This window comes from Aminobacter niigataensis (assembly GCF_014200015.1).
Classification (GTDB): Bacteria; Pseudomonadota; Alphaproteobacteria; order Rhizobiales; family Rhizobiaceae; genus Aminobacter; species Aminobacter niigataensis.
This window is the reverse complement of record NZ_JACHOT010000005.1, coordinates 139,164-160,864: the sequence shown is the minus strand read 5'-3', so window position 1 is coordinate 160,864 and position 21,701 is coordinate 139,164. Positions and strand designations below refer to the sequence as shown.

General features: G+C 62.7%; 19 protein-coding genes and 1 tRNA gene. 9 read left to right on the top strand and 11 right to left on the bottom strand.

From position 1 onward, the window contains the following. Positions 1-42 precede the first annotated feature (42 nt). Together GGQ99_RS18105 and GGQ99_RS18100 are read right to left on the bottom strand one after the other, a co-directional pair. A complete protein-coding gene (locus tag GGQ99_RS18105) occupies positions 43-708 on the bottom strand; it encodes a BA14K family protein (protein ID WP_183263762.1) in 666 nt (221 codons plus the stop codon). 206 nt (positions 709-914) lie between these two features. Further along, positions 915-1,187: a hypothetical protein gene (locus tag GGQ99_RS18100; RefSeq protein ID WP_183263606.1), complete on the bottom strand. Its 273-nt coding sequence runs from the start codon at positions 1,185-1,187 to the stop codon at positions 915-917. Between the two features lie 251 nt (positions 1,188-1,438). On the opposite strand from GGQ99_RS18100, the gene GGQ99_RS18095 reads away from it, so the two are divergent. Next, entirely contained in the window at positions 1,439-1,672 is a 234-nt protein-coding gene (locus GGQ99_RS18095; RefSeq protein WP_183263605.1) for a hypothetical protein, read from the top strand. A 240-nt stretch (positions 1,673-1,912) separates the two neighbouring features. On the opposite strand, the gene GGQ99_RS18090 is transcribed toward GGQ99_RS18095, so the two are convergent. The 6 genes from GGQ99_RS18090 to GGQ99_RS18065 all read right to left on the bottom strand — a co-directional run bounded on the left by GGQ99_RS18090 (position 1,913) and on the right by GGQ99_RS18065 (position 7,131). Further along, positions 1,913-2,959, bottom strand: coding sequence for a glutathione synthetase (locus GGQ99_RS18090; RefSeq protein WP_108608899.1), 1,047 nt, complete (start codon positions 2,957-2,959; stop codon positions 1,913-1,915). 11 nt (positions 2,960-2,970) lie between these two features. Further along, positions 2,971-4,839: a flavohemoglobin expression-modulating QEGLA motif protein gene (locus tag GGQ99_RS18085; protein WP_183263604.1), complete on the bottom strand. Its 1,869-nt coding sequence runs from the start codon at positions 4,837-4,839 to the stop codon at positions 2,971-2,973. Then, complete coding sequence (locus GGQ99_RS18080; protein ID WP_183263603.1) at positions 4,836-5,651, bottom strand: N-formylglutamate amidohydrolase; 816 nt, start codon at positions 5,649-5,651, stop codon at positions 4,836-4,838. Before GGQ99_RS18080 ends, GGQ99_RS18085 begins: the two co-directional genes overlap by 4 nt. A 240-nt stretch (positions 5,652-5,891) precedes the next feature. Further along, on the bottom strand, positions 5,892-6,263 hold the full coding sequence (locus tag GGQ99_RS18075) for a nuclear transport factor 2 family protein (RefSeq protein WP_183263602.1): 372 nt from the start codon (positions 6,261-6,263) through the stop codon (positions 5,892-5,894). A gap of 337 nt (positions 6,264-6,600) precedes the next feature. Next, positions 6,601-6,675, bottom strand: a tRNA-Gln gene (locus GGQ99_RS18070). 120 nt (positions 6,676-6,795) lie between these two features. Continuing rightward, complete coding sequence (locus GGQ99_RS18065; RefSeq protein WP_183263601.1) at positions 6,796-7,131, bottom strand: VOC family protein; 336 nt, start codon at positions 7,129-7,131, stop codon at positions 6,796-6,798. A gap of 206 nt (positions 7,132-7,337) precedes the next feature. Between GGQ99_RS18065 and ppdK the strand changes: the two genes are divergently transcribed. Then, positions 7,338-10,004: a pyruvate, phosphate dikinase gene (gene ppdK, locus GGQ99_RS18060; protein WP_183263600.1), complete on the top strand. Its 2,667-nt coding sequence runs from the start codon at positions 7,338-7,340 to the stop codon at positions 10,002-10,004. A gap of 101 nt (positions 10,005-10,105) precedes the next feature. Here the strand turns inward: ppdK and GGQ99_RS26165 are convergent, their stop codons facing one another. Beyond that, positions 10,106-10,825, bottom strand: coding sequence for a hypothetical protein (locus GGQ99_RS26165; RefSeq protein WP_246389644.1), 720 nt, complete (start codon positions 10,823-10,825; stop codon positions 10,106-10,108). A 169-nt stretch (positions 10,826-10,994) separates the two neighbouring features. Between GGQ99_RS26165 and GGQ99_RS18050 the strand changes: the two genes are divergently transcribed. Together GGQ99_RS18050 and GGQ99_RS18045 are read left to right on the top strand one after the other, a co-directional pair. Then, the gene (locus tag GGQ99_RS18050) at positions 10,995-12,632 is read left to right on the top strand and encodes a fatty-acid--CoA ligase (protein ID WP_183263599.1); all 1,638 of its coding nucleotides are present in this window, start codon (positions 10,995-10,997) and stop codon (positions 12,630-12,632) included. A 137-nt stretch (positions 12,633-12,769) separates the two neighbouring features. After that, the gene (locus GGQ99_RS18045; protein ID WP_246389643.1) at positions 12,770-13,597 is read left to right on the top strand and encodes a DUF1499 domain-containing protein; all 828 of its coding nucleotides are present in this window, start codon (positions 12,770-12,772) and stop codon (positions 13,595-13,597) included. A 1-nt stretch (position 13,598) separates the two neighbouring features. Here GGQ99_RS18045 and GGQ99_RS18040 read toward each other — a convergent pair whose 3' ends face one another. Beyond that, on the bottom strand, positions 13,599-14,507 hold the full coding sequence (locus GGQ99_RS18040) for an MBL fold metallo-hydrolase (RefSeq protein ID WP_183263598.1): 909 nt from the start codon (positions 14,505-14,507) through the stop codon (positions 13,599-13,601). Between the two features lie 123 nt (positions 14,508-14,630). Here GGQ99_RS18040 and GGQ99_RS18035 point away from each other — a divergent pair, with 123 nt between their 5' ends. Then, complete coding sequence (locus tag GGQ99_RS18035; protein WP_183263597.1) at positions 14,631-15,224, top strand: biotin transporter BioY; 594 nt, start codon at positions 14,631-14,633, stop codon at positions 15,222-15,224. An 84-nt stretch (positions 15,225-15,308) separates the two neighbouring features. Then, a complete protein-coding gene (locus tag GGQ99_RS18030; RefSeq protein ID WP_183263596.1) occupies positions 15,309-16,316 on the top strand; it encodes an NAD-dependent epimerase in 1,008 nt (335 codons plus the stop codon). Between the two features lie 9 nt (positions 16,317-16,325). Here the strand turns inward: GGQ99_RS18030 and GGQ99_RS18025 are convergent, their stop codons facing one another. Further along, the gene (locus GGQ99_RS18025; protein WP_183263595.1) at positions 16,326-17,777 is read right to left on the bottom strand and encodes a DUF2793 domain-containing protein; all 1,452 of its coding nucleotides are present in this window, start codon (positions 17,775-17,777) and stop codon (positions 16,326-16,328) included. A 271-nt stretch (positions 17,778-18,048) separates the two neighbouring features. Here GGQ99_RS18025 and cysD point away from each other — a divergent pair, with 271 nt between their 5' ends. From cysD to cysQ, 3 genes are read left to right on the top strand one after another with little or no spacing between them, the layout of a single operon-like run. Continuing rightward, positions 18,049-18,954: a sulfate adenylyltransferase subunit CysD gene (gene cysD / locus GGQ99_RS18020; RefSeq protein WP_108608888.1), complete on the top strand. Its 906-nt coding sequence runs from the start codon at positions 18,049-18,051 to the stop codon at positions 18,952-18,954. Between the two features lie 2 nt (positions 18,955-18,956). Next, positions 18,957-20,894 (top strand): sulfate adenylyltransferase subunit CysN, encoded by a 1,938-nt coding sequence (cysN, locus tag GGQ99_RS18015; protein ID WP_183263594.1) that lies wholly within the window; start codon positions 18,957-18,959, stop codon positions 20,892-20,894. After that, positions 20,845-21,699: a 3'(2'),5'-bisphosphate nucleotidase CysQ gene (cysQ, locus tag GGQ99_RS18010; RefSeq protein ID WP_183263593.1), complete on the top strand. Its 855-nt coding sequence runs from the start codon at positions 20,845-20,847 to the stop codon at positions 21,697-21,699. The genes cysN and cysQ overlap by 50 nt, the downstream gene beginning before the upstream one ends. The last annotated feature ends 2 nt before the right edge of the window (positions 21,700-21,701 follow it).

The following is a 21,701-nucleotide window of genomic DNA, read 5'->3' as shown; positions in this document are numbered from 1 at the left end:
CGAACTGCAGGCGCCTACCCGCGCTCTGGTAAGGCCCGTCATTCAGCGGCATTGCCTGCGAGGACCACCATCGTAAGGCTGGTAGGAGTTGTCTTCGGATCGATATGAACGATACCTGCTGAAGCAGGACTCTGCATGATCGGCGCTGACGTAATCAGCCTTCTCGTTTACGTAGGCCAGTTCGACTCGCCCTGCCGATGGCCGGTATGTGGTTTCCTCGTAACCGTACCCGTCCGTTGAATCGTTGCCCGCACCGGAATATGGCGAGACGCATTCGCGCCGCCCGCCACTATAGGCAGTGTAGCTGTTGTCGTCGGCGCGATAAGAACGGTATCGCTCCGAACACCACTCCAAATGGGCTGCAATCGTCTCGGCCTGTAGACCGTCCTGAGATTGGTTGCTGGCCTCGATCGAGGGGGACGCTCCTTCCATATTCGCGACGTCGGCCACAACGCTGGTCGCGTCGACCTGGGTTGGGGCTTTGGCGGGCAATTGTTGCAAGGCAGACCGGGCTGCCAGGCGATCAAATGCTTGCGCTGCTGGATTCACCTTCACAGGGTGGTCGGTCCAAACGCCGTGTGTGTCCGTGGTCAGGGCGAGTTGTCGTTCCGGCTCGGCCGTGAAGAACGCAGTGGCAGCAATCAGCCCACTCAAGAACATGACCAGCGCCAAACCAAGGCCGCTCACGGCTATCAGCAGGGGTCTCATATCGCGCTCCTGTGGATCTCTCCTGGCACAAATGCGCGACGTCCATGGTGGTTCCGTCGGAATAGATTCGCCGCCAAGACGGAAGGAGGCGGCACCGGTCGCAGTGGAGGGCGGGCAACGGCCCGACCGGGAGCATCTCAACTGGGTCGGGTGCGACGGGGGCGACGTCCTCGGCCCTTTCCGGAGCCGGTCCAGCGACGTCGGAGCTAGTTGTCGATCGAGCCTGCATATCGCGTGGCGCGACCGTTGATTTCGGCGCCTTCAGCAGTGCTGGGCCGCCTCTCAAATAATATCGGCTCCCCGGTGCACTGCGCGATATCCAAGACACAACTCAAGATGTCCTCGAACGCCACGTTCTCGTGCGGGTTCCGGTTTTGGATCTCCTCCGCGATCGCAACGACATTGATAGGTCTCGCGGATCTGGCGGCTGCGACGGCCGCCGATATCTTGTTTCTCAGGTCCTGGGACAGTGCGCGCATCTGGGTGTCTCCTTGATACCGCATCATCGCTCCAGAATGAGGTTTTGGCAAACAAAATCTTCAAATTAAATAACAAAATCATATAGTTAGTCAAATAATGCAAGTGCTTGGAGAGGCCATAGTTAGGCTTGGCCGCCGAATGAAAATGCGACAGCGGTTTAGACCATGACAGTCTTGACTAGGTTTGGGATAAGCTACATATTTTAGCCACTTACTCATTCAGCACATTTATGCCGAAAAAGGTGGTGTCGATGCCTGAGCTTGAGAGAGGCGAACGCCTGCAGATAATGCTCAATGCCGATGAACTGGCGGCTGTCGAGGATTTCCGTTTCCAAAGCAGGATGCCGAGCCGGGCTTCCGCAGTGCGCGAGTTGTTGCGTCGAGGATTGGCAGCGGAAGGTTTCCTGGAAGCGGGCGTGGGGGCGAAGTCGCAAGATTTCGGCGTTCTCAATCCCGATGGAAGCGGCGATCCAGGTTCCGCCTGAAAACGCCCGTAGGTCCTGCCAGGAGGGTCCAACCCAGCGGCAGGGGCGCGCCAGATTGGCGGTGGCGGGTGAAACAGGAAGGCCAAGCTAGACCAACTGCGAGTTCGTGCAGCAGCTGCCGCATGACACGAGTATTCGGCGAAATCTCATGCGCCCAAGGTCAGTCGTCCTCGCCGAGAATACTTCCCGGAATCTCGTTTCCACTGCGACAGAGTCTGCCGGCGGGGCAGCCGCAGGCCTTTAAAGCGTCGCTAGCCGGGCATTCGATATGGTCATTCCGTAGGCTCGGCGTAGCGCCAGCTTCTCTTCCAGAACGGCGATGACAGTTGCGGCAAAATCCGCCTTGTACATTGCGGATAGCCTTGTCAGCCCTCCGGGCGTGAAGACATTGATCTCAAGGAGTTTGTCACCGACGATGTCGAGCCCGACGAGGAACATGCCGTCGCTCACCAGCTTCGGGCGCACAATCTCGGCGAGTGCCAGCATCTTGTCCGTTACCTTGACCTTGCGCGCGGTTCCGGCGGCATGGATGTTGGACCGAACGTCACCCTTGGCTGGCACCCGGCGAAAGGCGGCGTAACTACCATCCCGCTCAAGCGGCCGGCCGTTCAGCAGGAACAAGCGCACGTCACCCGCTTTGGCCTCGGGAATGTAGGCCTGCGCGATCAGATAGCCGTCACCGCTCGCCGCCTCGAAGATCTGGTTCAGGTTGGAATCGTCGGGGGTCGCGATATGGAAGACATTCTTGCCGCCCGATCCCTGGAGCGGCTTGACGATACAGCCCTTTGGCTGATTGTCGATGAAGGCGCGGATCTCGGCAATGCTGCGCGATATCAACGTCGCCGGCCTGACCACCTCGGGGAAGGCCTGGAGGTAGAGCTTGTTTTGTGCCTGGGCTAGCCCATCCGGATCGTTGACCACCATCACCCCGCGTTCCGCGGCAAGCCTCCCGAACATGATGCCCGCATTGGCGGCCCATGGTCGGTCGGTCGCGTCGAGCGACGGGTCGTTGCGCAGGAACAATATGTCGATGTCGCTTATCGAAAAGGTCTTTTTCTCATTCTTCGCGTCCTGCAAGGCAATGTGCAGCTTTTCGGCGGTCTTGTAGGGAGTGGCCGGCAGGACCACGCCATTGACAGCCAGGCTGTCATCCGGCCGTAGAATGAAGTCGCCTGGCTCTAGATAGACAACCGAATGTCCGCGCTGAACTGCTGTCAGCGCAAGCGTGGTCGTCGTGTAGCCGGCAGTTTCTTTCTCGACGGAATTGACGAAGAGGGCAATGCGCATCGGGGCTCCAGTCATGTTGCAATCATGTCGATCGGATCCATCCCGGCCATCGCCTTCTTGAGGCGCGGCTTTGCCACCTCGGATGACAGGAACGCAGGTTCGAGCCGCGGCGCCCGCAGCAGACCGCGCGCGCTCAACTCCTCGATGACGCCGAAATGGGCGGCGGAGATCTTGCCGATCCAGAACGGCGTCAGGCTGCCGCCGTTCCTCAGATGATCGAGCACCTGCATCACGCCGCGCAAATAGATGGCGTCTTTGGCAAAACCACCACCCCGGAAGACACGCAACACCACGTTAAAGGCGCTGCGGCGGTCGAGCCCGAGATCCTCGTGGAGCAACCGGAAGGTTTCTTCGAACGCCGTGCCACCGAGCATCGCCTGGCAAGCTAGAACCCTTGCCGCGATCAGCCTCAACCGTGCCGGTGTCATGCCGCCGACGAGATATTCCGCCAATACGGCCAGTCCCTCTTGCATGCCCTCATAACCGGCGAGGCCGCTGCGCAGGATGGCAAGCCCCTGCATGTCACCGTTGAAGTAGGTCAGCAGGTGAACGCCGATCTCGTGACTAAGCAGCGCCATCAGGCGCTCCGGTGCGAGCTTGGTATCGCGCGACACAAGCAGCCGGTTCCGAGAGACGAGGAGACCGGCTGGCAGATCCGCGCGGATTTCCACCGACGCTTCGAAGTCGGGATAGGCAGTGCGGTATCGGGAGATCATGTCTCGCGCTGCTGTGGCAACGGTGTCGGCGCCGAGGCATTTCTGCCTGATCGACGGCTTGGGGGCAGGCGCCTTTTCGAGAATGCGTCGCGCTCTTGCGGCCAAGTCCGGCTCGACGCTTCCGTAGAGTGCACGCCCGAGCTCAGCGAAGCGAGGGGTTTCGCGCGCCGCCAGCATCGACAGTTGGAGGTCGAGTTCCTGCTGTTTTTCGGAGAGCAGCCCGGCAAGAAGCGGATCTTCGAGATGATCGAGCGAGACCGAGTAGAGTTTCCGCTTCTCTGCGGTGACCTCGAACTCAAGTGGCCTGTACAGCAGCGTTGGCGCCCGCTTGAATCCACCTGCCTCGAATTCCAGCCAGGCCTGCTCGGCATTGATCGGTGTGACCGCGAGCAGGAAATCGAAAGCCGAAGCAACCTTGTCTATGTCCCGGTCGGCGCGGGCGACCGCGTCAATGAAGACACGCCGCCCCAGTGAACGATGTGTTATCGGCGGATCCAGCTTCGACGCCTTGAGGAAAGCGCTGACCGCCTGCAGCGCGGAATCGACCATGTTGGCCACCACAAGATCGCGCAAGGCGGGGTAGATACGCTTGTCGCCAGGCATCCGATAGATCGGCGCAAAGCGCACGGTCAGGCATGCAATGTCGCCGAGAACATCCGAAAGCCACGGTTCTTCGCATGCGACGGGATTGAGGTCGCCGACGCGTGGGGTCCGATATTTTGCCTCTCGTTCGGAGGCAGCCGCAGTGAAGCGCTTGAGTGCAGCCTTTTCCGCCACGGTGTCGCCGCTGGCCAGCGCAATTTCGAAAGGCGGCAGGAACGGTGCATCGTGGGTGAGGTATCGGTCTTCGGCCAACTCTCCCATGTCGATGACCAGGAACGCGCCGCAGCGGCCACGCATCCTTGTCGCCACCAGCCGGGCTACTTCGCCGGCAAGGCTTGAATCGCCTGTGACCAAGTAGGAGGCGTTGGCGGAGGCGGCATCAAATGCTGCGGTGTGATCGGGTCCTATGTAGACGCAGAGAAAGGGTAGCGGCCGGTCTATGTGCAAACGGCTGCCATCGGCGAAATCATGGCGTATGGGTTTTCCCGCATTCAGCAGCGCGTCCAGGTCAGCTTCGATGTGCGCTAGCACAGATGCCGGTTCGACGAGCTTAGGCTTCATCCCATGCCTCGCAGCACCGCCTCTAGGACCGGCACTGTCGACGCCAGCATGGCGCGCAACTGGTCGATCGCGGCCTGGTCGGGCTCACCGCTCCATTCGTCCATGAAAACCTTCTTGAACTCGACCGCGATGGCGCATCCGGTGTTGGGAAAGTTGGCATGGACGAAGCGCGTTTGTTCACCCTTGCCCTGGAAAGACACATTTTCACGCACGTCGATAGGCTTGCCATTGAAGGGGTGGCTGCGCAGGGTCTCGATGAAGGCGTCGACGACCGGCGCCCAGCGCTCCCGGTCCATGGAAAACGTGCCGATGTTGATATCGGGTGCCTCTCTTTGCGATGCGGCCATTGCCTCGGGACCATCGCGCCGGTGATTGTAGCTGTGGACGTCGACAAGCACGAACCTGCCGTAGCGCTTCTCTATTTCCCCGAGCACACGCTTCAACTCGCCGTAGTAGGCATCGTGAAAGGCGCGGGCCTCCGTCACGATCTCCTCGGACGGCTGCTCTCGCCAGACTCTCAGACCCCAGGATTGTTCCGGCGCCAGATAGACCGCAGCCTCACGCGCACGGTTCAAGTCGACTTGAAAGCGCGATCGATGAACGATGATCTGGGTTGGGAAATCAGCGATGAAGCGCTCGGTAAACGGATCTTCCTCTCGCCGCCGGTCGGCGTCGGCAAGACATATGAGCGGCTGGCAAGCCCGACCCAAATCATTGCCACTATGGATAGCTGTCCCGACAACGGGAGATTCTCCCGGCTTGATGGTCCAGCCTGTCGGCGATCCGTCCGAATCTGTCGTAAGCGTGTCCATGCGATCAAAATGCGCGGAGACGGTGGACGGTTCCGGTTCCTCGCGAGCCAAAAAATGTCAGGGCCGGACCTGGCCTCACCTGATGCGCTGTTTCCCATGTCCCAGCGGTCTTCCAGAGGCGTTTTCGAGTGTCGTTGCGGCAATGTGCGGCGGCCCGGCGCTCGGAGGGTCGCTCGAGGCTGTTTGCTGGCTGCGACCGCGCAGGGCATCGGCCAAACTGCCTGGCCAATTGAAGCTCAACTACTCAACGATTTTCCAGTAGGAGTCCTTGCGGAACACCTTGCCGTTGCGAAACGTGTAGAAGTCACAGCCTTGGACCTCTATTCCCGTTCCCTCGCGGGTGGTGCCGGTGAGGGTCCATTTTGAGATGCCGGTATCTGCCGTCGCATCTACGAAATGCTCCACGTTGCCGTAGTGGACATCAGGCAAGCCTTCGAAGCGTGTTGCCAGCGCGTTTCGCACAGTCGGCTTGCCCTCGAAGCGGGAGCCCCAACGCTTGCTTCCCCTCGGCATCTCCAGGATGCAGTCGTCGGAAAAGAACTCCATGATGCGGTCAAGATCGTGCGCATTGAAGGCCTCAGATAGCCCCGTCAGTGTCGACCGAATGTCCATCGCCCGTCTCCGTCCAGTGAGAAAAGCCCGAGGATTTGCTCGCGTGGGTTCTGTGCCCAGGCTTTGAGCCTGTGGGTGCTGTCGGGATGCTATCCTACAACTGTCAGGGCACAATGCGAACAGCATGCCTGCTTCGGCTTCGGGGATCCCGATGCGCGCCATGTTTGGCGGGTTGACCGCCATTGGGATTGTGCAGGCCGGAGGCGATTGCCGTGGGGTTCGCTATCAAACGTGCCTCGGCCCGGCGCCTCAGTTTCGTGCACCTTCTCGAACGGACGTCGGAGTAAGGATTCGCAAGTATCTGATCTGCGGTTGATTCAATGGCTTGTGGATAGGATGGCTGGGGCGCCAGGATTCGAACCTGGGAATGTCGGTACCAAAAACCGATGCCTTACCGCTTGGCGACGCCCCAACAGGCCGCAGGCTTGCAATTATCGAGCCGCAGGCGAGTCAATCGACCGCCGCCTTATATTCAGTGCGCGGCAAAAGCACAATCGCGCCTTTGCCGCTTTTCCTCTGCCAAAAGTGCCTGTTATTCGCCCCACACGGCGAGCTCGTTGCCTGCCGGATCGACGAAGTGGAAGCGCCGGCCGCCCGGGAACGAGAAGATCGGCTTGACGACCGTGCCGCCGGCGTCTTCGACCGCGGCCAGCGTTTGTTCCAGCGACTCGGAATAGAGGATCGGCAGCGGCTTGGCCGCCACTTCGGCCTGGAAACCCCCGTCGAGGCCTTCGGCAAAGGCCGAATAGCCCGGGCCGTAGTCGGTGAAGGTCCAGCCGAAGGCCGCGCTGTAGAAGGATTTGACATGGTCGAGCGTGCCGCCGACCGCTGCCATTTCGATGTAGTCGAGCTTGCCGGTTTTTCTCATTGTCGTCTCCAGAATATGTTCTTGATATGTTCTATACGAGGTGAATGGCTGCCGCAAGCTTCTGGCTACGCCGGTTCATTAATCGATTGTAGGACATCAGGTGGCGGAACTGCGCCTTGCCTTTCGCAGCGCAGCATCATATCGCTCGGCCCAGAAGCGGGCGGCGGCCACCGCCCTGTTCCACACTCAGTCGGCGAGGAGAAGGCATGACCAAGTGGGTTTACAGGTTTGGCGACGGTGCGGCGGAGGGGCGTTCGAGCGATCGCGACCTGCTCGGCGGCAAAGGGGCGAATCTCGCCGAGATGTGCAGTCTCGGCCTGCCGGTTCCGCCCGGCTTCACCATCACCACTGCCGCCTGCAATTGGTTTTATGCCAATGGCCGCAGCTATCCCGAGACACTGGAAGCAGATGTCCGCACGGCACTCGACCATGTCGGTGCGATCACCGGCCGTCGTTTCGGCGATCCCGAAAGCCTGCTGCTCGTCTCGGTGCGCTCGGGCGCCCGCGCCTCGATGCCGGGCATGATGGACACCGTGCTGAACCTTGGCCTCAACGACGTCACCGTCGAGGCGCTGGCTGTCGATGCCGGCGACGCGCGCTTTGCCTATGACAGCTACCGCCGCTTCATCACCATGTATTCCGACGTGGTGCTGGGCCTAGACCACGAGGTTTTCGAGGAGTTGCTCGAAGAAGAAAAGGCGCGTCTCGGCTACGAGCTCGACACCGAGTTCACAGCGGTCCAGTGGCAGGACGTCATCGTGCTCTACAAGGCCAAGGTCGAGGAAGAGCTAGGCCGCTCCTTCCCGCAGGATCCGCATGAGCAGCTATGGGGTGCCATCGGTGCGGTGTTCCAGAGCTGGATGAACCATCGCGCCATCACCTATCGCCGCCTGCACGACATCCCCGAGAGCTGGGGCACGGCAGTCAACGTCCAGGCCATGGTGTTCGGCAACATGGGCGACACCTCGGCGACGGGCGTTGCCTTCACGCGCAACCCCTCGACCGGCGAGAAGATGCTCTATGGCGAGTTCCTGGTGAACGCGCAGGGTGAGGACGTGGTGGCCGGCATCCGCACGCCGCAGAATATCACCGAAGCCGCGCGCATCGCCGCCGGCTCCGACAAGCCCTCGCTGCAGAAGCTGATGCCGGAAGCGTTCAACACTTTCGTGGCGATCTCCAATCGCCTCGAACAGCACTACCGCGACATGCAGGATCTCGAATTCACCATCGAGCGCGGCAAGCTGTGGATGCTGCAGACCCGTTCGGGCAAGCGCACCGCCAAGGCAGCGCTCAAGATCGCCGCCGAGATGGCTGGCGAGGGGCTGATCACCAAGGATGAGGCGATCTGCAGGATCGACCCGTCGTCGCTCGACCAGTTGCTGCACCCGACCATCGACCCCAAGGCGCAGCGCGAGGTCATCGCGGTCGGCTTGCCGGCGTCGCCTGGTGCCGCCACCGGCGAGATCGTGTTCTCGTCCGACGAGGCCGAGGAACTGAAGTCGGCCGGGCGCAAGGTCATCCTCGTGCGCATCGAGACCAGCCCCGAGGACATCCACGGCATGCATGCCTCCGAAGGCATCCTGACGACGCGCGGCGGCATGACCAGCCACGCGGCGGTGGTTGCCCGCGGCATGGGCAAACCTTGCGTCTCCGGTGCCGGTTCGCTGCGCGTCGACTATCGCGCCGGCACGCTGATGGCCATGGGCCACACCTTCCGCAAGGGCGACATCATCACCATCGACGGCTCCAGCGGCCAGGTGCTGAAGGGCTCGGTGCCGATGCTGCAGCCGGAACTTTCCGGCGACTTTGCCGCGATCATGGAATGGGCGGATGTTGCGCGCCGCATGAAGGTGCGCACCAATGCCGAGACGCCGGCGGATGCGCGCATGGCGCGCTCCTTCGGCGCAGAGGGCATCGGCCTTTGCCGCACCGAGCACATGTTCTTTGACGGCGACCGCATCGTTGCCATGCGCGAGATGATCCTCGCCGACACCGAAAAGGACAGGCGCACGGCCCTTGCCAAGCTGTTGCCGATGCAGCGCTCGGACTTCATCGAGCTGTTCGAGATCATGGCCGGCCTGCCGGTGACGATCCGTCTGCTCGATCCGCCGCTGCACGAGTTCCTGCCCAAGACCGAGGAAGAAATCGCCGAAGTCGCCGGAGCGATGAACGTCTCGGCCGACAAGCTGCGCCAGCGCACCGAGGCGCTGCACGAGTTCAACCCGATGCTCGGCCATCGCGGCTGCCGTCTCGCCGTTTCCTATCCCGAGATCGCCGAGATGCAGGCGCGCGCCATCTTCGAGGCGGCTGTCGAGGCCGGCAAGAAGACCGGCAGCCCTGTGGTTCCCGAGGTCATGGTGCCACTGGTCGGCCTGATGAAGGAACTCGACTACGTCAAGGCGCGCATCGATGCGGTTGCCAAGAGCGTCATGCAGGAAACTGGCGTCAACATCGATTATCTCGTCGGCACGATGATCGAGCTGCCGCGCGCCGCCATCCGCGCCCATGTCATTGCCGAGGCGGCCGAATTCTTCTCCTTCGGCACCAACGATCTGACGCAGACGACCTTCGGCATCTCGCGCGACGATGCGGCCTCGTTCCTCGAGACCTACCGCCAGAAGGGCATCATCGAGCAGGACCCGTTCGTTTCGCTGGACATCGAGGGCGTCGGCGAACTGGTGAAGATCGCAGCCGAGAAGGGCAGGGCGACCCGTCCCGATATCAAGCTCGGCATCTGCGGCGAGCATGGCGGCGACCCGGCGTCGATCCGGTTCTGCGAAAGCGTCGGGCTGGACTATGTATCGTGCTCGCCATTCCGCGTGCCGATCGCACGGCTGGCGGCAGCGCAGGCCGCGGTGAAGGCGAAAAGGTAAGAACTGCCAACTGATTGAATCAATTCGGCTATACCCAATCCGCAAATTGGGCATAGCCGGCTGGATCAGGTGATCTCGGCAGCTCGCTGTGCGATGCGGCCTCAGGCTGCGGCGCGGAATGCCTCGACCACGCCGACATAGGCTTCAGCGAGCTTTGCCAGCGGGCTAGTGCTGCGCGATGCCGACTCGACCTTCAGCCTGCCGCCACTGACGGGAAGCGAAAGCAGCAGGAACTGGCGGCGCGCACCGTCGCCGATCGAGGCGGCCGCGACATGCCTGTCTTCGCCGTCGTCGTCGATGCGCATCTTGAAGAGCAGGATACCGCCAACAGCCTCGAGGGCGTCGTCCACGAGCTGCGTGAATTCTTCCTCCGTCACGCTGGTGGCAGCGATTTCCAGGCCTTCGGCAGGTGTTGGTTCGATCGCCTCGTCGTCCGCGTTGCCGGGTTCGGGCGCGAGGTCTTCGGGCGACAGCGCGACAGTTTCAAGTTCAGTGGAACCCTCTGCCATCGGCTCCTGCACCTCGGTCGCTGTCGTCTCCGGCGATTGCTCGGCTTCGAATACCTCGGCTTCGAAGATCTCGGGTTCGATCATGCCGGGCGTTTCTTCCGCCGACAGTTCGAGAGGTTCCGTCGCTTCCATGGCTGGTTCGCCGACTTCCGGCTGGGAATCAGCTTCGACCTCTGCCTCTTCGACCGGGGCAACCGTCTCGCCGGCGGCCACTTGCACACTGGCATCCGGCTGTTCAGGCGCTACTGTCTGTTCAGATTGTGTGTCGGTCTGCGGCAGGACTTCGTCCTCCGCGCGCGGCTGCGTATCCATGTGATCCCTCACATTACTCTACCCACCACACCAGCCGGTAATAAAGGTTAACCGGGACCGTGGCCGCAATGTGGCCGCCGGCATTTTGCCGGCTCGGCTTGGCGGTGGTCAGGCTGGACAATCGCGCCATTGCGACCAGAATGGCCGCATACGATCTGGGAGGATCCGCATGCTTGGACTGATGCAGGAATGGCCGCTGCTGTGCCACAAGATCATTGACCATGCCGCACGGCAGCACCCGCACCGGGAGATCGTGTCGCGGTCGATCGAGGGGCCTATCGTCCGCACCAACTATGCCGAGCTGCGCACGCGGTCCCTGAAGGTTGCGCAACGGCTGGAGCGCGATGGCTACAAGACAGGCGACCGCATCGCTACGCTGGCGTGGAACTCCGCGCGGCACATGGAGGCGTGGTACGGCATCATGGGCATGGGCGCGGTCTACCACACGCTCAACCCGCGCCTTTTTCCCGAGCAACTGGTTTGGATCATGAACCATGCCCAGGACCAGGCGCTGTTCGTCGACCTGACCTTCGTGCCACTGGTCGAAAAGATCGCGTCACAGGTGCCTTCGCTCAAGCGCATCATCGTCCTGACCGACGCCGCCCACCTGCCGCAGACGACGTTGCCGAATGTCACGGCCTACGAGGAGTGGCTGGCAGAGGCCGATGGCGACTATGCCTGGAAGGCGCTCGACGAGCATGCGGCAGCCGGCATGTGCTATACCTCGGGCACGACCGGCGATCCCAAGGGCGTCGTCTACAGCCACCGTTCCAACGTGCTCCACGCCATGATCGCGGTGATGCCGGACGCGATGGGCATTTCGGTGCGCGACGTGGTCATGCCTGTGGTGCCGATGTTCCATGCCAATGCCTGGGGCCTTGCCCAGAGCACGCCGATGGTCGGCGCGAAATTCGTCATGCCCGGTGGCAAGATGGACGGCGCCTCGATCTACGAAATGCTCGACACCGAACGCGTGACTTTCACCGCTGCCGTGCCGACGGTGTGGCTGATGCTGCTGCAGCATCTCGAAGAGACCGGCAAGAAACTACCGCATCTCAACAAGGTGGTGATCGGCGGCTCGGCCTGCCCACGCACGGTCACCGAGAAGTTCGAGCGCAACTACGGCGTCGAGGTCATCCACGCCTGGGGCATGACCGAGATGTCGCCGCTGGGCACCTTGTGCACGATCAAGCCGGAATATGACGATCTTGAAGGCAACGACCGGCTGAACCTCCAGCAGAAGCAGGGCTATACGCCTTTCGGCGTCGAGATGAAGATCACCGACGACGACAACAATGAACTGCCCTGGGACGGCAAGACGTTCGGCAGGCTCAAGGTGCGCGGCCCGGCGGTCTCCGGCTCTTATTTCGGTGGCGCCAGCGCCGAGCAGTTCGATGCCGACGATTGGTTCGACACCGGCGACGTCGCCCATATCGACATCAACGGCTACATGCAGATCACCGATCGCTCCAAGGATGTGATCAAGTCCGGTGGCGAGTGGATTTCCTCGATCGAACTCGAAAATCTCGCCCTCGGGCATCCCGATGTCCAGGAAGCGGCGGTCATCGGGGTCAAGCATTCGCGCTGGGACGAGCGTCCGCTGATGGTTGTCGTGCGCAAGCCGGGCAGGGAGCCTGAGAAGGCCGACATATTGGCTTTCCTCAACGGCAAGGTCGCCAAATGGTGGATGCCGGACGATGTCGCTTTCGTCGACGAGATCCCGCACACGGCAACCGGCAAGATCCAGAAGATGGCGTTGCGCGAGAGGTTCAAGGACTATCGGCTGCCATCCGACACCGCCGGATGAGCAGGTTCATGTGCGGGACGGCGGCAAGCGTCGCCTTTCCGCTTCAACCGGGGCATGAAACCCTCTAGTTTGCACCAGCAGCAATTTTCGCCGTGGGGACGGCAATGCTGTGACATTGCAGGTGGGTACGGGGTTCCATGGTCGAGTTCCAGTCGAGATATCATGAGCAGCGCACCACGCGTTCGGCCGGGCTTTCGCGCGGCATGGCGTCCTTCGCCGCGGTGCTGCTGATCACCGCCGTGCTTGGCCATCGCCGCGGCCTGGTAGAAACCACGGCGTTCTTCTGGGTGCTTGGCATCGTCGCACTGCTTGCGGCCTTCGCGCTGCTGCTATCCGGCTTTGCCTTTTCGCGGCTGTGGAAGTTTGGCGATCGCGGCGGCCACGACCTGACCGCCGGCGCCTTGCTGGGGCTTGCAGTTCTCGCGCCGTTTGGCTTCGTCGCTTATCAGATCGCCACCTTGCCGATGTTGCGCGACATCTCGACAGATGCCGAGGTTCCGCCGGCGCTGACTGCGGCTGTGTCGTTGCGAACGCCTGTGATGAACAGTCTGGAATTGCCCTCAGCCGGTGAGCGCGCCTTGCAGGCCCAGGCCTATCCGCTGGTCGCAGGGCGGCGTTACGACCTGTCGCTCGACCGGGTCCTGGAGAGCGTCGCGGTCATCCTGGGTCGACAGGGCTGGGAGGTCGTCGTGCCGCCGCCGGCTACCGAGCAGGCCAGCGGCGAGGTCGATATCGAGGCCGTGGCGCGGACCTTCGTTCTGGCCCTGCCGTCGGACGTGGCGATTCGGCTGGTGGATGACGGCGATTCGACCTTCGTCGACATGCGCTCCGCCTCGCGCTACGGCCGTCACGATCTCGGTGACAATGCCGAGCGCATAACGGCGTTCCTGGCCGAGCTCGACCAGGAGATTGCCGCCCAGGCAGGCACGGCTACCACCGCAATCCCCGCAAACCCCACGCAGTAACCTATCTGGCCGGCGAATAGATGCTGTCGATTGCCGGGGCCTCGTTGCTGATGGCCTTGCCGCGCCCGACCAGATCTTCGAGATGGGCGAGGACCGATAGCCCCGCTGCGCCGTAGAGCCGGGGATCGGTGTCGCGATAGATCGCGCGCACGATGTCTGGAATCGAGCTGTCGCCCTTGTCGAGCCGTTCGAGGATGGCCCGCTCGCGCATCATGCGGTGGGTCTTGAGCCCGCGCACGAATTGCTGTGGCGACACCACCGGGCCGCCATGGCCGGGCAGGTAGGTGCGGTCGTCGCGCGCGATCAGCTTGTCGAGCGACGCCATGTAGTCGGACATTGCGCCATCTGGCGGGGCGACGATCGAGGTCGACCAGGCCATGACGTGGTCGGCCGAAAACAAGATGCCGGTGCCTTCGAGCGCAAAGGCGGCGTGATTTGCGGCGTGACCCGGCGTCAGCACCGTTCGCATGCGCCAGCCGTCGCCATCGACAAGCTGGCCGTCTGCCGTGACGAGATCGGGGACGAAGTCGGTATCGCTGCTGGCATCGAGCGGGGCGACTTCGCCGATCCGCAGCGGCCGCGCCGACCGGTGCGGCCCTTCGGCAACGGTGATTGCGCCAGTCAGGGCCTTGAGGCGCGCTGCGAGCGGCGAGTGGTCGCGATGCGTGTGGCTGACGAAGATATGGCTGACGGGCCGCCCGGCGATGGCATGGATCAACGCCTCCAGGTGGGCGTCGTCGGCCGGGCCGGGATCGAGGACTGCCAACGTGTCGTGGCCGATGATGTATGTGTTGGTGCCGTGGAAGGTGAAGGCGCCAGGATTGTTGGCGGTTATCCGTACGACGCCCTCGGCGATCGGGACTGGCTCGCCGTAGGCGGGGTCGAAGCGTGTATCGAGGTCGAGGGACATGGCCGGCCGATATCTGTGAGTTCGAGGAGCCAGTGGCAAATTCGTTTGCCGCTTAGCACGGAAGACAATATAGGGAAAACCACGACTGACGTGTCCAGGCACGCGCATTACAAGGGGATTTACATGTCCGTATCCAGCAGTTCCACCGCGCTTATCTCTGCGGCATTGCCCGAAAAGGGCGCGACGCGCTTGGCGACTCAGCTTCTTCTGGCCGTTGCCGGTTCGCTGCTGCTCATCGCCTCGGCGAAGACCAAGGTCATGCTCGGACCCGTCGACATGTCGCTGCAGACGCTCGCCGTCCTCGGCATAGCCGCAGCCTATGGCCTGCGTCTCGGCCTTGCAACGATCCTGCTCTACATGGCCCAGGGCGCCATGGGTTATCCGGTGTTCCAGAGCACGCCCGAGAAGGGCCTCGGCATTGCCTACATGCTCGGCTCGACCGGTGGCTATCTCGCCGGTTTCGTCGCCATGGTGGCGATCGTCGGCTGGGCCGTGGACCGCGGCTGGGGCCGCAGCATCGTCAAGATGCTCGGCGCCATGCTCGTCGCCGAAGTCGTGATGATGGCGATGGGCTTCTCGTGGCTGTCGCTGCTGATCGGCGCCGAGAAGTCGTGGCAGTTCGGCGTCGTGCCGTTCATCGTGCCGGACCTGATCAAGGTGGCGCTCGCTGCCGCAGCCGTTCCGGCGATCTGGGCGCTGCTTCCCAAGAAGGGCTGATCGGCCGACAACCGCATGCTGGTTTTAGCAACGCCCCGGCTCTAGAAAGGCCGGGGCGTTCTGCATTTGAAGAGCATTGGGATCATGACTGTTCTTGTTACGGGCACGGCCGGGTTCATCGGTTTCCACGTCGCCAGGCGGCTTCTGGCGGAGGGGTACGACGTTGTCGGCTTCGACAGCGTCACCGACTACTACGACACCTCGCTCAAGCGTTCGCGGCTGGAAATCCTGGCGGAAAGCAGCGATTTCCGCTTCATCCGGGCCGATCTCGCCGATGCGGCAGCGGTAAAATCGGCCTTCGAATGCCGCCCGGAGGTAGTCATCAACCTCGCCGCGCAGGCCGGGGTGCGCTATTCGCTCGACAACCCGCAAGCCTATGTCGATGCCAATGTCACCGGCTTTCTGAACATCCTGGAGAACTGCCGCGCAACGCAGCCGAAGCACCTGATCTACGCCTCGTCGAGTTCGGTCTACGGCGGCAACAAGAAGCAGCCCTATTCGCCGCGCGACGGCGTCGATCACCCGGTCAGCCTCTACGCGGCGACGAAGAAGGCCAACGAATTGATGGCGCATACCTACAGCCATCTGTTTGGCGTGCCGGCCACCGGCTTGCGCTTCTTTACCGTCTACGGTCCATGGGGGCGGCCCGACATGGCCTACTACAAGTTCACCCGCGCCATCTTCGCCGGCGAGCCCATCGACATCTACAACAATGGCGATATGTACCGCGACTTCACCTATGTCGACGACATCGTCGAAGGCGTCGTGCGCCTCATCGACCTGCCGCCTAAGGCCGATCCCGACTATGACATCGCCACCGGCGGCGCCTCTGGAAGTTGGGCGCCGCATCGCGTCATGAACATCGGCAACCGCCGCAAGGAGCATCTGATGGAGATGATCCGCATTCTCGAGCGTGCGACCGGTCGCGAGGCGGTGAAGAACTTCATGCCGCTGCAGCCGGGCGACGTGCTCAGCACGTGGGCCGATGTGAGCGACCTCGAGGCATTGATCGGCGAGCTTCCGCACACGCCGATCGAAGAGGGATTGGTTCGCTTCGTCGATTGGTACGGCAGGTACTACCGCGTCCAATAACCGAGGCATTCAGGCATACTGGCCTCCGGTCGCAGTACTGCCGGCCACACTTCCAGGAAGATAGCTTGCGCCGCCGCCAGCGGTATCGATGACCCCGTTGAGTGTCGCACTGTAGCGCTGGCCGGTCGCGCTGCCGCTGAATGTCATGCCGGCGCAGGCGATGTCGCCATGCCGGCAGGAGGCAAAGGCGGTCGAGAAAGCGGGCGTACCTACCAGCGTGACCGTCCGGCCTTCGGTGTTGATGAACCCGCCAGTCTGCGCCGACCAATGCATCGGCGATGCGCCTGAAATGGCGTAGTTGCCGGTAGCGGCCGCCGCGCCATTGTTCTGGCACAGGATGTGTGCCTGGGCGCAGGCGCCGAAACGGACGTTCTGGAACTGGAGCGTGCCGCCGTCGGCGTTGAGGCCGAAGCCGCTGGCTGTCGTCCGGATCTCCATGTCCTTGACCAAACAACCCGTGCCGGAAGGTGCGTTGATGGCGTTCGCATTGTTGGTCGAGACGATCACATTGGCCGGTGCTCCGCTGTTGCCGGCAATGACAAGCGCCGATGGGGCAGCCTGGCCGGTCATCGCCGGAACGACGATCGCGCCGCTGTAGGTGCCATCAGCGACCTGGATGGTGACCGTGAAACCTGCCATGTCGAGGCTCGCGGCGACATCGAGCGCCTTCTGAATGGTCAGGAAGGCTCCGCCGCTGGTGTCCCCCAGCCCGTTATTGGTATCCGAACCGTCCGTTCGGACGAAATAGCTCCGGTTGGCGGCGAGCGATTCGCGGATATGGCGCTTGGCCGTCGCCTGGTTCGGGTCGGTCAGGGTGAGGCCAGCCGGCAAAAGCACGCGCCCGTCTGAACGGCTGACCTTCAAAGCCTCCGTCCAGGCGCCGCCATCTGCTGAAACCTTGAGGTGCCAGTCGTCGTCGCCAGCAAGACCGAACTCGGCGCGGCCCGAATAGCCGGTCTGAAACAGCAGCGAGGCGTTGTCGCCTGCGGCGGCCTTGTTGATCTTGACCTGCTGGCCGGCGCCGAGATTGTCGAACAGCACCGCCTGGCTCTTTACAGACAGTCGGTTGGTGGTGTCGGCTGTCGTGTTGACGCCGACCATGGCCGCCGGGTTGATGCCGAGCGCGATGGTGTCGACCCAGCCGCTGCCGTCATGGGCAAGGATGCGCTGCTCGTCGGCGACCCAGGTGAGCCAACCCTTGACCGGGATGTGGAAGGCCCAGTCGCCGTCCTGCCAGGCGGCGACCTGGCCGACCTTGCCGACCCAGCCGCCCGTTGCAGCAGCGGCGACGATGTAGCGATCACCCTCGGCAGGTACAGCAGGGGGCGCCGCCAGATGCCGGTCGAGCACCGAGAGCTGCACGACGATATCGAGCGCCTGCAGCGCTTCGTTGTGGGTGACGTGCTTCTGTGCCTGCGACGGCATGATGAAGGGCATTTTCAGGTTGGTCGTCTGTTCCAAGGCGGGCTCCTGTCGTTGGCTCTTGCGCCATGATAGGGCCGGCCGGAAGGGGGTGGAAAAGCGGGCGCGTCTATCCACGTCTCGAGCCCCTTCAGGCATGCGGTGGAATTGCATTCCTGAAGATGTGACGCGTGGGGCAAATCTGACTTGGCAGGCCGCGAAATTTGGTCTTGCACTGCTTGAGGCGCCTCCTGCTTGCAGGGACAATGCGCGCATCAGGTCGTTTCGGCTCCAAAGCCGCGGCCAAGGAACGTTTTCCGAAGGCTTTTCAATGCTTGCCAGACTGACTCACCTGGACCGTCTCGAGGCGGAGGCGATCCACATCTTCCGTGAGGTCGCAGCCACTTTTTCCAAGCCGGTAATGCTCTATTCCGTTGGGAAGGATTCCTCGGTCCTGCTGCATCTGGCGATGAAAGCCTTCTACCCGGCCAAGCCGCCATTCCCGTTCCTCCATGTCGACACCACATGGAAGTTCCGCGAGATGATCGAGTTCCGCGACACCATGGCGCGCGAGCTCGGCTTCGATCTTCTGGTCCACGTCAACCCGGACGGCGTCCGCGACAACATCAATCCGTTCGACCATGGCTCGAACACCCATACGCATGTGATGAAGACGGTCGGCCTGCGCCAGGCGCTCGACAAATACGGCTTCGATGCGGCCTTCGGTGGTGCTCGTCGCGACGAGGAGAAGTCGCGCGCCAAGGAGCGCATCTTCTCGTTCCGCAACGCCCAGCATGCCTGGGACCCGAAGAACCAGCGCCCGGAGATGTGGAAGATCTTCAACACCCGCGTGGCCGCAGGTGAATCGATCCGCGTCTTCCCGCTGTCCAATTGGACCGAGCTCGATATCTGGCAGTACATCCTGCAGGAAGACATCCCGATCGTGCCGCTCTATTTCGCCAAGCATCGCCCGGTGGTCGAGCGCGACGGCATGCTGATCCTGCGCGACGACGATCGCATGAAGCTCCATCCGGGCGAGGTGGTGGAGAACCGGCTGGTGCGCTTCCGCACGCTGGGCTGCTACCCGCTCACCGGTGCCATCGAATCCGATGCCGACAGCCTCGAAGGCATCGTCAGCGAAATGCTGACCGCTCGCACCTCCGAGCGGCAGGGACGCCTCATCGACCGCGACGAAGCCGGCTCGATGGAAAAGAAGAAGCGCGAAGGGTATTTCTGAGCATGCGCCACGCACTGGCAAACAAGGTCGAGGCTGCAGAAAGCGTCCGCGAATATCTCGCCGGCCAGGAGCAGAAGTCGCTCCTGCGCTTCCTGACCTGCGGGTCGGTCGATGACGGCAAGTCGACGCTGATCGGCCGCCTGTTGTCCGATACCAAGCAGATCTTCGAGGATCAGCTTGCCGCGCTGGAGCGCGATTCCCGCAAGCATGGCACCACGGGCGAGGACGTCGACTTCGCGCTGCTGGTCGACGGGCTGGAAGCCGAGCGCGAGCAAGGCATCACCATCGACGTCGCCTACCGCTTTTTCGCCACGCCGAAGCGCAAGTTCATCGTCGCCGACACCCCCGGTCATGAGCAATACACGCGCAACATGGCGACCGGTGCCTCGACGGCTGACCTCGCCATCGTGCTGGTCGACGCGCGCCAGGGCGTGCTGCGCCAGACGCGGCGGCATTCGATCATCGCTTCGCTGCTCGGCATCAGGAACATCGTCGTCGCGGTCAACAAGATCGACCTTGTCGGCTTCGACCAGAAGGTGTTTGACCGCATCACCGCTGAATACGCCGCCTTCGCCGAGAGCCTGGGCTTCAAGTCTGTCGTGCCGATCCCCATGTCGGCGCGCTTTGGGGACAACGTGACCCGGCGTTCGGAAAAGATGGGCTGGTATTCGGGCCCGACCCTGATCGAGCACCTCGAATCCGCGGTCGTCGAGGAAGAGGCGGTCGAGCGCCCGTTCCGCTTTCCGGTGCAATATGTGAACCGGCCCAATCTCGATTTCCGCGGCTTCGCCGGCACCATCGCCTCAGGCTCGATCTCGCAGGGCGACGAGATCGTCGTCGCCAAATCGGGTAAGCCGTCCACGGTCAAGCGTATCGTCGCCCAGGGCGGAGACCTGCGCACGGCGGTCGCCGGCCAGGCGATCACCATCGTGCTCGAAGACGAGGTCGAGGTTTCCCGCGGTAACCTGCTGGTGGCGCCTGCGGCACGGCCGCATGTCGCCGACCAGTTCGCTGCCAATGTCGTCTGGTTCGACGAACAGGCGCTGCTGCCAGGGCGTTCTTACATCCTGCGCACCGAGACCGACCAGGCCAGCGCCACCGTCACCGACCTCAAGTATCGGATCAACGTCAATGACTTCGCCCATGAGGCGGCGAAGTCGCTGGAGATGAACGAGGTCGGCGTCTGCAACATATCGGCCCAGTCGCCTGTTGCCTTCGACAGCTTCGCCGACAACCGCACCACCGGCGCCTTCATCCTGATCGACCGGATCAGCAACGCCACCGTCGGCGCCGGCATGATCCTGCATCCGCTGCGCCGGTCGGAGAACATCCACTGGCAGTCGCTCGACGTGACCCGTCACGCCCGTGCCGACCTCAAGAACCAGCGCCCGGCGGTATTGTGGTTCACCGGCCTGTCGGGCTCCGGCAAGTCGACGGTTGCCAACCTGCTGGAAAAGAAGCTGCACGCCACCGGGCGCCATACCTACGTGCTGGACGGCGACAACGTTCGCCACGGGCTCAACCGCGATCTCGGCTTCACCGATGAGGACCGCGTCGAGAACATCCGCCGCGTCGCCGAGGTTGCCAAGTTGATGGCCGACGCCGGTCTGATCGTCATCGTCTCGTTCATCTCGCCCTTCCGTGCCGAGCGCCGCATGGCGCGCGAACTGATGGGGCAGGGCGAGTTCGTCGAGGTGTTTGTCGACACGCCGTTCGAGGAATGCGCCAAGCGCGACCCGAAGGGTCTCTATGCGCGGGCTCTTGCCGGTGCGATCAAGAATTTCACCGGTGTCGATTCGCCCTATGAAACGCCGGAGAATCCTGAGATTCATCTCCAGACCCTCGGCAAGACCCCTGAAGAGATGGTCGAGGCGGTCGAGGCCTGGCTGAATGAGCGAGACATTGCAGAACACCAATACGACGACGGCGGCGGCATCTGACGAGGCCATCCTCGAAGTGATCGAGCGCCTGGCCCTGGATGCCGGGCGGGCGGTCATGGAGGTTTTTCATTCGGAAATCAAAGTGACGGACAAGGCAGATGCCTCGCCCGTCACCCAGGCCGATCGTGCCGCGGAACGCGTGATCCTCGAGGGCTTGCGCGCAGCGTTTCCCGATGTGCCGTGCGTTGCCGAGGAAGAGGTCGCCGAGGGCATCGTTCCGCCCGAGCTCGGCCAGGTTTTCTTCCTGGTCGATCCGCTCGACGGCACCAAGGAATTCGTCAGGCGCCATACCGATTTCACCGTCAACATCGCGCTGATCAGGGGCGGCGCACCGGAAATCGGCGTGGTCTATGCGCCGTGCACGGGGCGCTTCTTCTCAGGCCGGCCGGGCAAGGCGGTAGCCTTCGAGGCCCGAGACGGCCTTGCCGTCTCGGAACGCCGTCGCGTTCATGTGCGCGAGGGCCGCCAGCCGCTGACCATCGTTGCCAGCCGTTCTCACCGGACGCCCGAAACCGATGCCTTCATCAAGAAGGTCGCGGCAGCCGAGATCGTGTCTGTCGGTTCGTCGTTGAAGTTTTGTTTGGTGGCTGCCGGCGAGGCGGACATCTATCCGCGCTTCGGCCGGACGATGGAATGGGATACCGCGGCAGGCGATGCCGTGCTGCGCGCGGCCGGCGGGATCACCCACACCCTGGACGGCGCGCCGCTCGTTTATGGCAAGCGCAACCAGGCCGACGACGAGGATTTCGCCAACCCGCACTTCGTCTCGACAGGCCGGATCCTCGACCCGGCCTTCATGTTCTGATC